The sequence below is a fragment of the Terriglobus sp. YAF25 genome (assembly GCF_052113305.1).
Classification (GTDB): Bacteria; Acidobacteriota; Terriglobia; order Terriglobales; family Acidobacteriaceae; genus Terriglobus.
In genome coordinates this window covers 1-16,088 of the sequence record NZ_JBFRCY010000082.1, presented here as the reverse complement: position 1 = coordinate 16,088, position 16,088 = coordinate 1, and the positions used below count along the sequence as shown (strand labels likewise).

The 16,088-nt window shown below is 58.8% G+C and carries 9 protein-coding genes and 1 pseudogene; 1 reads left to right on the top strand and 9 read right to left on the bottom strand.

Features of this window, described 5'->3' with window-relative positions:
• Nucleotides 1-311 precede the first annotated feature (311 nt).
• The gene (locus tag AB4043_RS05190; protein WP_442303364.1) at nt 312-605 is read right to left on the bottom strand and encodes a helix-turn-helix domain-containing protein; all 294 of its coding nucleotides are present in this window, start codon (nt 603-605) and stop codon (nt 312-314) included.
• Nucleotides 606-690: 85 nt separating this feature from the next.
• Between AB4043_RS05190 and AB4043_RS05185 the strand changes: the two genes are divergently transcribed.
• Nucleotides 691-1,059 (top strand): VOC family protein, encoded by a 369-nt coding sequence (locus tag AB4043_RS05185; RefSeq protein WP_442303363.1) that lies wholly within the window; start codon nt 691-693, stop codon nt 1,057-1,059.
• Between the two features lie 250 nt (nt 1,060-1,309).
• On the opposite strand, the gene AB4043_RS05180 is transcribed toward AB4043_RS05185, so the two are convergent.
• From AB4043_RS05180 to rplJ, 8 genes and pseudogenes are all read right to left on the bottom strand, one after another.
• A complete protein-coding gene (locus AB4043_RS05180; RefSeq protein WP_442306613.1) occupies nt 1,310-2,440 on the bottom strand; it encodes a hypothetical protein in 1,131 nt (376 codons plus the stop codon).
• Nucleotides 2,379-3,275 (bottom strand): hypothetical protein, encoded by an 897-nt coding sequence (locus tag AB4043_RS05175; protein WP_442306612.1) that lies wholly within the window; start codon nt 3,273-3,275, stop codon nt 2,379-2,381. Before AB4043_RS05175 ends, AB4043_RS05180 begins: the two co-directional genes overlap by 62 nt.
• 349 nt (nt 3,276-3,624) lie before the next feature.
• Nucleotides 3,625-4,098: a hypothetical protein gene (locus tag AB4043_RS05170; protein ID WP_442303361.1), complete on the bottom strand. Its 474-nt coding sequence runs from the start codon at nt 4,096-4,098 to the stop codon at nt 3,625-3,627.
• Between the two features lie 98 nt (nt 4,099-4,196).
• On the bottom strand, nt 4,197-5,216 hold the full coding sequence (locus tag AB4043_RS05165) for a hypothetical protein (RefSeq protein ID WP_442303360.1): 1,020 nt from the start codon (nt 5,214-5,216) through the stop codon (nt 4,197-4,199).
• A gap of 198 nt (nt 5,217-5,414) precedes the next feature.
• Nucleotides 5,415-9,373, bottom strand: a pseudogene (gene rpoC, locus AB4043_RS05160) (DNA-directed RNA polymerase subunit beta').
• A gap of 147 nt (nt 9,374-9,520) precedes the next feature.
• Entirely contained in the window at nt 9,521-13,987 is a 4,467-nt protein-coding gene (gene rpoB / locus AB4043_RS05155) for a DNA-directed RNA polymerase subunit beta (protein WP_442306611.1), read from the bottom strand.
• Between the two features lie 727 nt (nt 13,988-14,714).
• On the bottom strand, nt 14,715-15,092 hold the full coding sequence (gene rplL / locus AB4043_RS05150; protein WP_442303357.1) for a 50S ribosomal protein L7/L12: 378 nt from the start codon (nt 15,090-15,092) through the stop codon (nt 14,715-14,717).
• A 179-nt stretch (nt 15,093-15,271) separates the two neighbouring features.
• A complete protein-coding gene (rplJ, locus tag AB4043_RS05145) occupies nt 15,272-15,949 on the bottom strand; it encodes a 50S ribosomal protein L10 (RefSeq protein WP_442306610.1) in 678 nt (225 codons plus the stop codon).
• Between the last annotated feature and the right edge of the window lie 139 nt (nt 15,950-16,088).

The window sequence follows — 16,088 nt, the reverse complement described above, 5'->3', positions numbered from 1 at the left end:
CCCATGCACCGGGTGCCCCGGGTCCCTGGGGGACCTGGGTATTCGCGCTACGCGCGAACCGCCTTTCGATAGCCACTCCTCCAACCCGGGTGCCCCACCCTCGGGGTCCCCACGAACTTCGTTCGTTGGGGTGAACACTCGCAACGCTAGGGTGGGCGGGAAACCACAAGAACTGAGAGGCCGTTTCATGATGAAACGACGAAGAACAGGAAAGCGGGTCCTTCACCTACGGTTCAGGATGACAAACAAAATGTATCGCTCCATTACCCACCCTAGCGTTGCGAGGGTAGGGCACCCTGGCTGGGATAGATTCATCGTCTCCAAGGCATCTGCACCGTATAAACCGGAGTCGCCGTCACACTCTCCTGCTTCACCGCCAATAACTTCCGCTTCCGCAACCAACCCACCGCCGTCTGCGCCGCCGACCGGGACAATCCCGTCTCCTCACCTAACACCGCATAACTGATAGCAACCGGTTCCCCGGTCCGCTGCTGCTCCGCATACAGCCACAGATAAATCAGAAACGCCGCCGGCTTCCGGTCATGCCCTACCAGATCACGAAGCAACGTCTGCGGAATATAAACATCGAGCGGAATGGACTTCATAGCTATACCTGTGAATGGTATAGCAACGAATACCACATTGAGTTCGATCAACTTCAGGGGTAGCCTCTCCCTCGGAGATAACACCATGATTCGCGGCATCAAGTTCATCAGCGTTCCGGTCAAGGACCAGGACGCATCGCTGAAGTTCTATACCGAGACGCTCGGCTTCAAGGTCAAGACCGACCAGGAGTTCGTCCCCGGCGGACAGCGCTGGATCGAGCTCGCAATCCCCGGCTCCGATACCGGCCTCGCGCTCTTCACACCCGAAGGTCACGAAAACCGCATCGGCACCTTCCAGCCCATCAGCATGTGGTGCGACGACGTCTTCGCCACCACCGACCAGTTGAAGCGCAAGGGCGTGACCTTCTTCAAAGATCCAAAGAAAGAAGACTGGGGAACCGCCGCCATCTTCGAGGATGTGGATGGGAATAAGTTTGTGCTGAGCAGCCGGTAACTGGAGCACGGTCCTATCCTTTTGTCATTCCGTAGCAACGCGGAGGAATCTGCTTCTCGTCTTCGGACAAACCAGTGCGGGATAACAAAACGATGAATCGGAATTGAACTGGCAACGCCCGTTAGAGCCCATATCCCTGGAACAGCCCATACACCGGGTGCCCCATGTCCCTCGGGGACATGGGGCACCCGGTGTATGGGTTGATCGAAGAGCATGGGTGAACCCCATATGATCGGAAACTATCGACTCCTCAGAAACTCTGATCCGTCTCCAATGACTGCACCTTCGCATCAAGATCAGCCTGAGCCTGTACGCGTCTCTGTTTGAGCACATCCTGCTCTTTCCGCAACGCGGCGATCTGGTCTTCCTGTTCATTCAACTCACGCGTATAACGCCGGATCAGATCCCGCTCTTCCGCTGAGCTCTTCAACGCCGAGAGATTGTTACGCAAACGGTCCTGGTCTTTGCTGATGTTGTCGATCTGCGTCTGCTTCTCTTGAATCTGCGTATCGATCTGCGCAACCTGGTGGCGCGCTTCCAGAATCGGCTGAAGCTGCTGCCGCAACTTCGGATCGTCGCCGTTGGTACGGATAATCGCATCGAACGTCTGCTCATTCATCGTCGCCAGGCGCCAGCTCTGCGCAATGGTATGACGCTCGCCGACATGCAGCCGCACTGTCTCTCCAGGAGCAGTAGCAACGCGATAACGATAGGCATTGGGCGTAGTCTCCGCAGGAGCAGTATCTGAATCGAGCTCCCATCCGTTACGGCGCGCATGCTCCACAACCACCATGCGCGGCGAGGTACCGGAGTTATGGACAACGTAAGTAATCTCCGCGATCTCGCGATTGCTCATCTTCAAGACGCCCTGATGGATGGTCGCCTGCTGCAGATGGCGTGAATCCAGTCTCGACTCCGTTGAGACGCGTACAGCATCATCCGCCGCGTAAGAGAGCAGCCGGCGCTCATTGGGATGAATAGGATCGAGCAAGCCTTCGCCACCGAAACTTCCGTTTTCGATGATGGAGAAGCTGCCGCGATCGAGTGTGGCTCCCGTAGAGTTCGTGAGCCACAAGGCGCGCAGCGGACGCGTCTGCACAGACGACCACAGCGTCACCCGCTCGACATCGACCTTCGACTGCAGGACCGGCACCATTGCGGACTCGTTCTTGCGAATGGTGATGGGCTGGTTCAGCTTGTACTCGAAGTAATCGTCGTATGCTGTAGCCGCAGCATTCGGAGTAACCGACGCAGCAGCGGAATCTTCGTAGGCGATTGGCGGAGCCGGCGCAGCACCAAGCCCACCCATAACACCACCACTAACTCTTTTGGCGGCGCCGCCATAGTTGCCGCCCGAGCCTACCCTTCCAATCCGTGCCAACGGTGTTATCAATCACCGCCCAGGACTGCAACGTCGCCTGCTGTTTCTGTCCACCATCGGAGAAGATCAGCCGATACGTCGACTTCCACACCGGAACCTCAGAGATATAACTCACACGGATCTGCCGTGCACCGGTGCCCGTGGCATCCAGAGTCAGGTGACGCAGACCGCCTCCGCGGTTTGCCGCTAGCAGTTCCAGATAATGCGACAAATCCTGATGCAGTGCACCATCGAGCAGACGCACCTGTGTCTGCGAGTTGAGCTGAATGGTACGCACGCCGCCAACATCCGAGACCACCGTCAGGAACTGCGCCATTGGCCGCGGCTTGTCGTCTCCGCTTCCGGTGTTGCCTGCAGGCAGATCGCGCAACTCCATATTCAGCAATCGTCCAGTAACAGCCGCACCGTTGCCGGTAACTTCGATGCGTGCACCACGAATGGCCTGATAGAGATCGGCCTCGGTGGGGTTCTCACTCAGCGCCAGCGGCAGGCTCTTCAACTGCTGGCCCAGCGGTGTGGTGGAGTTGTAGCCTGCGCCGTTGATCTTGCCACCGTTCAGATCGATCGCGGTCAACGTCTGCAGTACATCGTTCAGCTGTTCGCTGGTGAAGTCGATCGTCACCTGCTGATTGCCGGTAACCTCGCCTGCGTGTTCGAAGAAGCCGACTCCGTTCTTATAAAGCGCAACACTTCGCACCGGCAGGCTCTGGGCCGCAGCTTCTTTTGCAGCTCGCAGCACACGCGGCGTAGCAGCCTGTTGAGCTGCAATGTTGGCAGGGTTGAGAAGTGAGGATGAGAGGAGTGAAGCAACCAGCGCCGCAGCAGACGATCTCAATGCAAGCCTCCGAGGGCACAACAACTACGGCAGTTTAGACCGTGGAGGTTGGGTTTGGTGAGTCTAACTGCCAGAGATAGACACCCCCAGATGTAGAAAGGTTCCCGGAGTCCCCCATGCACTGGGTGCCCCAGGTCCCTCGGGGACACCACTCCAGCGAAACAAGTTCTCTGGGGACCGGACATGGGCCTGGCCCTCCCTGCCTGAAGCGCTCACCTACGATAGGCCGTTATAGCGCGGGCCTTCAGCCCTTCAACGCTTTCGCGCGCCGGAAACTGGAGCGTTGCCCCAGGCTGCTATAGAACGTACCTTTGGTGCTTTGAATAGGCACGCTTATTGCAGGAGACACTCAGCAACCGAGAGCCTGTCCAAATAGATCATCAAGCTTTTCTCCTGGAGTTCTTACGGCATCGGTTGAGACCTGTGCTTTGGACTTGAGGATAAACCGGGCGCCATCCCAGGCGTAACGATAGACGGCCATCCGGCTTGGCCCTAGGTAGTGGACGTCATGCTCCTGATAGCGCTCCGATGTCACGGTCAACACTGTGCTTCCTGCTCTTGTATAAAGAAAAGCTCCGCCTCGTGTGTCGTAATCTGGGATGGCTGAAGTCAGTTGAGTGACGCGGCCATCTACCTCTCCGAAGAGCGCCGGTTTATAGCGGCAGTCTGAGCCCCCTGGGTACTTCGCCATCACAATGAGCAGAGGATCGGGAAGCCCCTGACGATGAAAGGCGACCACATACTCTTCGAGCAAGTGGTGCTGCGGGTCACCTTTGTCGACAATCTCCCGCCAGTCCTCTCCCTCACCAATCACTGCATCCAACAAGGTTTCATGCTTGTCCAGGGAACGAAAAAGAACATGGGGATTTTTGCCCTGTTCTATAGTGCCTCAACAATGGAGAGCCATTGGGCCGCTGGCAGCTAGTCGTCCAAAACTGCTCGCGGAAGCCATCCCTTCTCTCCAGGGAGAATCGTCGCAGAGTATGGTGTCCAGACGATTCCGCCGAATAAAATAGGAACTCTTCTAACTCTGAGTTGAGTGAAGTCCAGACTGAACTGTCGCAGATCCGCCGCCAGATAGTTATATCCTTTCATCTCTGGCTGCAAACTGTTAAAAAAGTTACGATCTCTCCACATTCGTTTTCTTGAAAAATCCGGATGGTCCGTCCGGTATATCTCATAGTCATTGGCAAAGATGCTGATTCTCGTAATGTGGCGAGCAAGGATAGGAGAGCAGTAGAACTGTAAAAACGCGTGATCAAGATCATGCAGTGTGCTCAATGGGCTCTTTCCGTCAAACGAGCCACCCGCTTCTAAGCGGTTCAGTTGGCCATAGCGCCACAGAAAAGTTTGGTTAATACCTGTCACCGGAGCATTTTTCCAAAGCATGCTCTGATGCCCTCGAACCATGCCAAGTCCGCCATTTGCAACTCGATTAAAGCCTCCTATCAAGATGCTTTGTGGCTCTGGCCTTTTGGATGTTGCAGTGAGTTGAGCGACGAAAGCGTAGTCTCCCAGTTGTTCCAAATTCATATCCTGATCCAGTTTCAGGACAACGAATATCCCTTCGAGCTGGTTCGACCAGTCATGGACAAATACCTCGGTGATATTCGGCTTTGCATCTAGGGAGGGGTTTGACTGCAAACTTTGAGGGGTACGGGATGAGTTTTCCGTGTGGCGAATCCACCCGTCAAGCAGGAAGCCGAGCAAGCCCACGCACAAGCTAGAACCAACGGCTAATGCCACCCTCTTTTTGAGGGTCGCACCTTCGAATTCGGTTAATAGGAATTTTAGCCAGATGAGGATAGGTGCTAGAACGAAACAGAACCGGGCAATGATGAACTGATCTTTGAGAGATAACGCTCCGATTCCCGCTGAAAAGATGATTGCCGAAGTCCATCCGATTACGGACCAACTTGCAAGCCGCGTTCCGATCGGCAAGGGGCTCGACAATATCTCCTCCCTTTCCGATTCATACTCACGACGAATTCTTCGTTCCAGTTTTGCTTTACTCTCTCGTCCCATCCGTGATCAAGGATAAGAAAATTGCAAGGTGGGCACCAACAAAAAATGGCAGGGCGTAAGCCCTGCCATTTTTTAGCTTTGCTCGCGAAGCGAGCCGTTCGCCGACCGCGAAGGTCACTCGGCGGCGAGTTCTTCCTGTTCGCCTTCCATGCGCATTGCCTCGAGCTCGCGCTCTTCGGCGTCGTGCGCTTCCTGAACTTCCTGCTGGATACGGGCGGCTGCTTCTTCCAGCTCCGGAGAGAGCTGGACGTTGCGGTAGTACTCCATGCCCGTACCGGCCGGGATCAGGCGGCCGACGATGACGTTCTCCTTCAGACCGCGCAGGTTGTCGATAGCTCCATTGATCGAAGCCTCGGTGAGTACGCGCGTGGTCTCCTGGAAGCTGGCTGCGGAGATGAAGCTCTCCGTCGACAGCGACGCCTTGGTGATACCGAGCAGCAGCGGGCGGCCGATTGCCGGACGTCCACCGTTGGCGATGGCCTTGTCGTTCTCCTCGCGGAAGCGGAACTTATCCACCTGCTGTTCCAGCAGGAAGTTGGTATCGCCCACATCCTCGATCTTCACCCAGCGCAGCATCTGACGAACGATGGTCTCGATGTGCTTATCGGAGATAGCCACACCCTGCAACCGGTAGACTTCCTGGATCTCGTTCACCAGGTAGATCTGCAGTTCGCGCTCGCCCAGCACGGCAAGAATGTCGTGCGGGTTGAGAGGACCGTCCATCAGCTGATCGCCGGCACGAAGGCGCTCGCCTTCCTGCACGTTGACGTGGATACCGCGCGGGACGGAGTACTCACGCTCCTCCCCGTTGTCGCCGGTGACGTAGATCTTGCGCTGACCCTTGGTAACATCGCCGAACCGGACTGCGCCATCGATCTCGCTGATGGTGGCCGTTTCGCGCGGCTTACGGGCCTCGAAGAGTTCCACAACACGCGGCAGACCGCCGGTGATGTCCTTCGTACGGGTCGACTCACGCGGAATCTTCGCGAGCACATCGCCCGGGAAGACCTCATCGCCATCAGCCACCATAAGGTGCGAGCGCGAAGGCATGAGGTACCGCTTGTTCGCCTTGTCGGACTTGATGAGCAGCGTGGGCTGACGCTTTTCGTCGGGAGCGTCCGTAACCACCAGGCGCGACAGGCCGGTGACTTCGTCCACTTCTTCGTTCAGCGTGATGCCTTCCTGCAGGTCCTTGAACTGCACCGTACCACCAACCTCGGTGACGATGGAGAAGGTGTACGGATCCCACTCGCCGAGGGTGGCGCCGAGCTCGACATGCTGGCCGTCCTCAACACGCAGCTTCGCGCCGTAGAGGATTACGTAGCGCTCCTTCTCGCGGCCCTTCTCGTCGAGGATAGCGATCGAACCCGAGCGGTTCATGGCAACCAGGCCACCGTCCTTGGAGCGGACCGTGTTCAGGTTGATGAAGCGAACCGTACCGGGGTTCTTGGCGTCGAGGTGCGACTGGCCTTGTCCTCGTCGATCTCCTGGTTCACTTCGACAATGATGTTGCCCTCGAAGTCCTTGAGCTTCTCGAGCGAGACGCGGCCGATGATACGGTCACGCAACGGTTCGATGGTCTCACCGGCTTCGATGATCGGGGTCACGTAGATACCCTCAACGGTGCCGCAGTCGTTCTCGCTGATGATCACGTCCTGCGCCACGTCGACCAGACGGCGGGTCAGGTAACCCGAGTCAGCGGTCTTCAGAGCGGTATCGGCCAGACCCTTACGTGCGCCGTGCGTCGAGATGAAGTACTGCAACACGGTCAGACCTTCACGGAAGTTCGCCGTGATGGGGGTTTCGATGATTTCGCCCGAGGGCTTGGCCATCAGACCGCGCATACCCGAGAGCTGACGGATCTGCTGCTTCGAACCACGAGCGCCCGAGTCGGCCATGATGTAGATCGGGTTCATGGCGCCTTCCTTATCGGCGCGCTTCATGTTGCCGAACATCTCATCGGCCACCTTTTCGGTGATTCCCGACCACAGCTGGATGACCTTGTTGTTACGCTCGCCGTTGGTGATCGCGCCGTCCAGATACTGCTGCTGCAACGCGATGACCTGCTTTTCGGCATCGTGCACAACGGTGTACTTCGAGTCCGGGATGACCATGTCGTCAAGACCGACCGACAGACCCGAACGCGTTGCGTACTGGAAGCCCAGCTCCTTGATGCGGTCCAGCGCCTTCACCGTGGTCTCGAGACCGAGGTTCAGGTAGCTGTAGTTCACCAGCTGGCCAATGCCCTTCTTCTTCAGCAGGCCGTTCACGTACGGCATGCCGTCAGGCAGAGCGTCGTTCAGGATGGCGCGGCCCACGGTGGTGGAGATGTACTGCTTGTTGTACTCCACCGGCTCAGTGTGCAGCAGGTCCTGATCGTCGTACGCGGACGTCATGTCGAGCACGGCACCGGAGTAGCGCAGACGGATCGGCGACAGCGTTTCGACTTCGCCGGCGTGCAGGGCCATCAGCACCTCTTCGATGTTGCCGAAGGTGCGGCCTTCGCCCCTGGCGCCGACCTTGGACTTGGTCAGGTAGTACAGACCAAGCACCATGTCCTGCGTCGGCACCGTGATCGGTGCGCCGCTGGCGGGCGAAAGGATGTTATGCGACGCGAGCATCAGCACGCTGGCCTCGACCTGAGCTTCAGGCGAGAGCGGGATGTGCACGGCCATCTGGTCRCCGTCGAAGTCCGCGTTGAAGGCGGTGCAGACCAGCGGATGGATCTTGATGGCCTTACCTTCCACCAGCACGGGCTCGAAGGCCTGAATGCCGAGGCGGTGCAGCGTTGGAGCGCGGTTCAGCAGCACCGGATGGTCCTTGATGACCTCTTCCAGGATGTCCCAAACGATAGCGTCCTGCAGCTCGACCATCTCCTTGGCCTGCTTGATGGTGGTGCAGTGACCGGTCTGCTCCAGACGGTGATAGATAAAGGGCTTGAAGAGCTCAAGCGCCATCTTCTTCGGCAGACCGCACTGGTGCAGCTTCAGCTCAGGACCGACCACGATAACCGAACGGCCGGAGTAGTCCACACGCTTACCGAGCAGGTTCTGACGGAAGCGGCCCTGCTTACCCTTCAGGGTGTCAGAGAGCGACTTCAGCGGACGGTTGTTCGCGCCACGCAGCACGCGGCCGCGACGGCCGTTATCGAACAGCGCGTCTACCGCTTCCTGCAGCATGCGCTTTTCGTTGCGGACGATGACCTCAGGAGCGTGCAGGTCCATCAGCTTCTTCAGACGGTTGTTACGGTTGATCACGCGGCGATACAGATCGTTCAGATCTGAGGTCGCGAAGCGTCCGCCATCCAGCGGCACCAGAGGACGAAGCTCGGGCGGGATCACTGGAATCACATCCAGGATCATCCACTGCGGCTTGTTGTCGCTCTTACGGAAGGCCTCAACCACCTTCAGGCGCTTGGCGTACTTCAGCTTCTTCTGGAGCGACTGCTCCTGCTTCATGCGCTCACGCAGCTCGATGCCGAGCTCGTTGATTTCAACGCGCTTGAGCAGCTCCTTGATCGCCTCGGCGCCCATCATGGCCTTGAAGCCGCTCGGACGATACTGCTGGTCGAGCTCGCGGAACTTGGCCTCGTCCTTGATGATTTCGCGCTCCTTCACCGGAGCGTCGCCTGGATCGATCACGACATATGACTCGAAGTACAGCACGGCTTCGAGCTCGCGGAGCGAGATGTCGAGCAGGTGGCCGATACGCGAGGGCAGGCCCTTGAAGAACCACACGTGCGAGCAGGGCGAAGCCAGCTCAATGTGGCCCAGGCGCTCACGGCGGACCTTGGACAGTGYGACCTCAACGCCGCACTTGTCGCAGATTACGCCGCGGTGCTTCATGCGCTTGTACTTGCCGCAGWRGCACTCCCAGTCCSKGRTCGGACCGAAGATACGGGCGCAGAACAGGCCGTCRCGYTCMGGCTTGAAGGTACGGTAGTTGATGGTCTCGGGCTTGGTAACTTCGCCGTGCGACCAGCTGCGGATCTTCTCCGGGCTGGCGAGCGAGATACGGATAGCGTCGAAGTCCGTGATGGGACCAGTCAGTTCAAAAGGGCTGGAGCGGAACATAATCTTCAGTCTCCGTGGCAGTGAGCCCAACTTCCTCTCACTGTCTTTGGTTTCACTTCACTGCGGTCACTTTTGGCGGACCACGTTGCCGGTACTTACCAGATCTTGAGCGGGTGGGCGATCACCTTTCGGTGACCGCCACCTTCGTTAGTCGGCCGCCGCGATTGCAGGCACAGGAGCCTTCTTGCCGTCGAGCTTGATGAGCTCAACATCAAGGCAGAGCRACTGCAGTTCGCGGATAAGCACATTGAACGACTCGGGCACGCCAGGCTCGATCGCAGCTTCACCCTTGACGATGGCCTCGTAGATCTTGGTACGGCCATAGACGTCGTCAGACTTGGCGGTGAGCAGCTCCTGCAGGATGTAAGCAGCGCCGTATGCTTCCAGCGCCCACACTTCCATTTCGCCGAAGCGCTGTCCGCCGAACTGCGCCTTACCACCGAGCGGCTGCTGGGTGATGAGCGAGTACGGTCCGATCGAGCGAGCGTGGATCTTGTCGTCGACCAGATGCGACAGCTTGAGCATGTAGATGTAGCCCACAGTCGCCGGCTGTTCGAACGCATCACCAGTCATGCCGTCAAGCAGTTGCGACTTGCCCGAGCTGGGCAGGCCGGCTGACTTGAGCAGAGCCTTGATCTCACTTTCGCGAGCGCCGTCGAAGACCGCGGTGCCGAACCAGATACCACGCTTCATACCGGCGGCGACGCGCATGGTCTGCTCGTCGTCGAGGTCCAGAAGCTGGTTCAGAGCGGCTGTGCCTTCAAAGCGCGCCTTGAAGATCTCGCGAACCTCAGCGGCGTCCTGGGCCTTCTTGGCCAGCTCCGCCACCTGCTCGCCGAGCGTATGCGCGGCCCAGCCGAGGTGCGTCTCGAGGATCTGTCCCACGTTCATACGGGACGGTACGCCGAGCGGGTTGAGTACGATCTCCATCGGGGTGCCATCAGGCAGATACGGCATATCCTCTTCGGGGAGGATACGGGCGATAACACCCTTGTTGCCGTGACGGCCTGCCATCTTGTCACCGACCGAAAGCTTACGCTTCATGGCGATGTAGACCTTGACCAGCTTGATGACGCCCGGAGGCAGCTCATCGCCCTTCTGCAGCTTGCCGATCTTCTCGTTCGTGATCTTGCGCAGAACGTCGATCTGACGGGAGGTCATCTCCTCGATCTCATCGATCTGCTCGTTGACGCGCGGATCCTTGTCGTTGTAACGGATACGCTTCAGGTTACGCGTCGAGATCAGCTCGATGGTCTCGCGGTTCAGGATGTCGCCCTTCGAGAGCAGCTTCTTATTCGTGCGCTCGTCGTGCAGATCAGCCTGGACTTCCTTGCCGCCAAGGATGTTCTCAAGGCGCTTCAGACGCTCGTCGGTCAGAATGCGGATTTCGTCGCCGAGGTTCTTCTCCAGCTTCTCAATCTGCTCCTGCTCGATGGCCTTGGCGCGCTCGTCCTTCTCCTGGCCCTTGCGGGAGAAGATGCGGACATCAACGACCGTACCTTCAATGCCCGGAGGGCAGGTGAGCGAAGCGTCACGAACATCGCCGGCCTTCTCACCGAAGATSGCGCGCAGCAGSYTCTCTTCCGGAGTGAGCTGAGTCTCRCCCTTCGGSGTGACCTTGCCGACCAGGATGTCGTTGTGGCCGATCTTGGCGCCGATACGGATGATGCCCGACTCATCGAGATCACGCAGAGCGTGCTCGCTGACATTCGGAATATCACGCGTGATCTCTTCCGGTCCAAGCTTCGTGTCGCGGGCCTCGATCTCGAACTCCTCGATGTGCACCGAGGTGTAGTAGTCCTCACGGACCAGCTTTTCAGAGATCAGGATCGCGTCCTCGAAGTTGTAACCGCGCCACGGCATGAAGGCCACCAGCACGTTACGTCCAAGACCAAGCTCGCCCTGCTCCGTGCAAGGACCGTCAGCGATGACCTGTCCCTTGAGAACACGGTCGCCCTTACGGACCACCGGCTTCTGGTTGATGCAGGTGTTCTGGTTCGAACGCTTGAACTTGATGAGCTGGTAGATGTCCGAACCAACCTCACGCGAGAGCTGTGTCGGATGATGCTCACCCTCAACGCGGATGATAATGCGCTCGGAGTCGACCGAGTCGACGAGACCGTTACGCTTGGCCAGGATGACGGCGCCGGAATCGCGGGCGGTGACACCCTCCATACCGGTACCGACCAGCGGAGCCTCGGCGACCAGCAGCGGCACAGACTGGCGCTGCATGTTCGCTCCCATCAGGGCGCGGTTCGCGTCGTCGTGCTCAAGGAACGGCACCAGCGATGCGGCCACGGAGACAAGCTGCTTCGGCGAAACGTCGATGTAGTCGACCTCAGCCTTCGGAACCAGGACGAAGTTGCCCTGACGGCGGGCATTCACCAGATCTTCCTGGATAATGCCGGCAGCGTCCAGTTCGATGTTCGCCTGTGCGATGGTGTGACGGTCTTCTTCCCAGGCCGAGAGGTAGAAGCTGAAAGGCTCAACCTCGAGCGCGCGCTTCTTATCCTTCTTCAACTGCTCGATCAGCTTGTGTGACTCGCTGATCTCGAGCACGTCGCCCACGCGCAGACCCGACTCGCCGCTGTTGGTCACAGCGACGTAGTCCAGCACCCGCGAGTCCTTCACCTTGCGGTAAGGCGACTCGATGAAGCCGTACTCGTTGATGCGGGCAAAGCAGCTCAGCGAGCTGATCAGACCGATGTTCGGACCTTCCGGCGTCTCGATCGGGCAGATACGGCCGTAGTGCGTCGGGTGCACGTCRCGRACTTCRAAGCCCGCGCGCTCACGCGACAGACCGCCCGGCCCAAGGGCCGACAGACGGCGCTTGTGCGTGATTTCTGACAGCGGGTTGGTCTGGTCCATGAACTGCGAGAGCTGCGACGATCCGAAGAACTCGCGAATGGCAGCCATCACCGGCTTCGCGTTGATCAGGTCGTGCGGCATCGCGGTCGACATCTCCTGGTAGACCGACATCTTTTCCTTGATGGCGCGCTCCATACGGACCAGGCCGATGCGGAACTGATTCTCCATCAGTTCGCCCACGGCGCGGACGCGGCGGTTGCCAAGGTGATCGATATCGTCCACCGCGCCGATGTTCTTGCGCAGCTTCAGCAGGTAACGGATGGTGCCGTAGAAGTCCTCGGGCGTAAGAGTGCGCTTGTCGAGCTCAGTGGCATCTGCGTTCTCATACAGCTTGATGTTGAACTTCAGACGGCCTACGCGCGAGAAGTCGTACTTGCGCGGGTCGAAGAACATGCCCTCGAACAGAGCTGTAGCGGTGTCCAGCGTCGGCGGSTCGCCCGGACGCAGCTTGCGGTAGATCTCGATCAGAGCCTCTTCCGGCTTTCGGACAGAGTCACGCTTCAGCGTGTTGGTGATGATGTTGCCCACATCATCGCGCTCCGGGAAGAAGACCTCGATGCTGGTCACACCCGACTGCGCGATCTTATGCAGCTTGTCGGTGGTGATCTCCTGGTTGGCCTCGTAGAGCAGCTCGCCCGTCGTCAGGTCGACAACGTCAGCGGCAAAGATCGACGCGTCGAACTCGGCGGTCTCAACCTCAACGTCAGCAACCTTGCCGGCGCGGATCTGCTTCAGGATCGAGGGGGAAACCTTGCGGTTCGGATGAGCGACATCGTTGCCGTCCACCTTCACCACGCCCGCCGGCTTCGAACCCAGCAGGTTGGTGGCGCCCTCTTCCTTCACCTTCCAGAAGAGCTTCTGGTCGCGGACGTTGATGGTGTCCACGGTGTAGAAAGTCTTCAGGATCTCTTCGTCCGTACGCAGGCCGAGAGCGCGCAGGAAGATGGTGCCCAGGAACTTACGCTTACGGTCGATACGGACATACAGAATGTTCTTCTGGTCGTACTCGAACTCGACCCAGCTTCCGCGGTAGGGAATGATCTTGCCCAGGAAGTAGGTACGGTTGTTCGCGGTCTCGAAGAAGACACCGGGCGAGCGGTGCAGCTGCGAAACGATTACGCGCTCGGTGCCGTTCACGATGAAGGTGCCGTTCGCCGTCATCAGCGGAATATCGCCGAAGAAGACTTCCTGCTCCTTCATATCGCGCAGAGTCTTGGCGCCGGTGTCCGGATCCTTGTCGTAGATCTTCAAGCGGATGGTCACCTTCAGCGGAGCGGAGAAGGTCATGCCGCGCTCTTCGCACTCAGCCTGGTCGTACTTCAGCTGCAGACCGACAGGGTCACCGCACTTGGTGCAGAAGTCGGGGGTGTTCTTGTTGTAGGTTCCGCAGAAGGTACAAAGAACATCGCCCGGGTGGAACGGGTCGGTGATCACCATGTGGCCGCAGTTAACGCAGGCCGTACGCAGGTGATTCAGACCCTTGAGGTAACCGCACTTGCACTCCCAGTTGCCGATGGAGTAATCGACAAACTCGAGTTCCGAGACGTTCCGGAAATCGGTGATCGGAAAGACAGACGTAAAGACCGACTGCAGGCCGTTATCTTCACGCTCCTGCGGCAGCTTATCCATCTGCAGAAAACGCTCATAGCTGCGACGCTGGACCTCGATGAGGTTCGGGATCTGAATAGCGGTAGGGATTTTGGAAAAGTCGAGACGGCTACGGACCGCGCGCAATTCGCTGGACATCGTGTGTTTGCTCCTGACTTCGTGCCTTCCGAGGCCTCCGGTCGACTTTGCGGTGCATCTAACCCGCAAATGCCTTCCGAAGGGGCGGCGGACTCAAGCTTCTGAGATTCCGCCCGGATGTTTGCGCTGTTCAGACCGCCCGTCCTCGGTTGCCGGACTGGTCCATGCGCAGGATGCTGCGCCGAAGTGGCGAAACTTCGGCATTGAAACCTGAATTTTGTTGGCTGCCCGGCAGTGAATTCTGCTATAACAAGCGCGAGCAGCGCAGAGAAACGCTATCTGCTGCCCTGATGCAAAGACGGCAAAACGCCCTTAGAGACGACGAGTCCCAAGAGCGCAACGACCGGCTTGTGCACTAGCTGAATCTTTTCGATGTAAATATCTGCCGCCTGCTTCCCGCTCGCCCTTCCGAAAGCTTTTGCCGCGAATGATTACTGCTCGGGGTACCATGCCGGTGCGCTCGCCGCTGACGCATTCTGCATGACCGGTCCTTGGTGGGCCGGGAGTAAATCCTGATCTTGTCGAGTATCGGTGAGACCGGAAAGTCGTCGCGAACCCATCTGCCCCGTTACGCACACCCAGGCAGGAGCGGGTCTCCTCATCCACAGAGGATACCGCTTCCACCTTGGAAGTGCAAGTGCTGGGTGCGAGCCGAAATCCGCCTCACAGACGAATCTCCGGGCCGTAGCCCGGAGCCCGCCAGAACCCTTCGCCCGAAGGCGAGAAGTTACTTGATCTCGACAGCCGCGATGCCTTCGAACTTCTTCGCAACGGCAGCCGCTTCGTCCTTTGAAACGTTCTCCTTCAAAGGCTTCGGAGCGCCGTCGACCAGATCCTTGGCTTCCTTGAGGCCCAGGCTGGTGACTTCGCGTACAGCCTTGATGGTGTTGATCTTGTTCGCGCCGGCTTCCTTCAGGATGACGGTGAACTCGGTCTTCTCTTCGGCCACGGGAGCAGCAGCACCCGCACCGGCGCCGGCGACGACCACAGGGGCCGCGGCTGCCGCGGAGACGCCGAGGCGCTCCTCAAGCTTCTTGACGAGAGCCGCCGCGTCGAGCAGGCTCAGGCTAACGATCTGATCTTCCAACTGCTGAATGTCCGCCATGTTATTTCTCCAGTACTTCTGAACTTGAAATTTTGCTTACTGCTTACTACTCGCCGGAGCCCACTTCCACTCCGGTTGCCATCCTCGGCAGGCTCCGATGCGCCCAGACAAGCGCCCCGCCGCGATAGCGAAACTTGATTCATGCCAGCGAAACTTGCTTTACGCCAGCGAAAGTTGTTTTACGCGCCTTCGGCCGGAGCCTCAGTCGCAGCCGCTTCGGCCTGAACGTCCGGCTCCACTGCGGCAACTGCCGCCGGGGCCTCAGCCGCAGCCGATTCGGCCTGAACGTCCGGCTCCGCCGCGGCAACTGCCGCCGGGGCCTCAGCCGCGCCGCCAAACTTGCCCTTCTCGACGCCCTGGTTGATCACAACCGCCAGGTCGCGGCCGGTCGCATTGATGACCGTCGCCAGGCGCTGTGCCGGAGAGTTGATGAGGAAGAGCAGCTTCGAGAAGATCTCTTCCTTGCCGGGCAGGCTGGCCAGATCGCCGATCTCGGCAACCGTGATCACCTTGCCGTCGATAATGCCCAGCTTGAAGGTGAACTCAGCATTGTCCTTGACCCAGGTCGAGAGCGCCTTCGCCAGAGCGACCGGATCGCCCTCGGTATAAGCAACCGAGCTGACGCCCTTCAGACCCTGCAGTGCAGCCTCAATCTTGGTGCCGGCGGCCGCCTTCGGGGCCAGTTTGTTCTTGATAACGTGATACTTGCCGCCCGCCTCGCGGATGGTCTTGCGGAGCGAGAAATCCTTGCCCGCCGTCAGACCCGAGAAGGTGCCGAYGATCGCCGAGGTAGAGTTGGCCAGATCCTTCGTGAGGAACTCGACCGTTGCGTGCTTCTTTGCCTTGGACACTGCCATGGTGAAAAATCCTTTGTGCCGGCTCAATCCCGGCGAGAATTCATAAGCCGCTGAACAGCGGCGAAAACCTTATGCCTTGCCGGCTGCGTCGATCACCGACGAATCCAGCTGAACTCCGGGGCCCATCGTGGAGCTGACA

What these genes read in the sequence shown, in the direction of transcription:
- AB4043_RS05185 (WP_442303363.1), top strand. Translation starts at nt 691, where the DNA reads ATGATTCGCGGCATCAAGTTCATCAGCGTTCCGGTCAAGGACCAGGAC.
- AB4043_RS05190 (WP_442303364.1), bottom strand. Translation starts at nt 605, where the DNA reads ATGAAGTCCATTCCGCTCGATGTTTATATTCCGCAGACGTTGCTTCGT.
- rplL (WP_442303357.1), bottom strand. Translation starts at nt 15,092, where the DNA reads ATGGCGGACATTCAGCAGTTGGAAGATCAGATCGTTAGCCTGAGCCTG.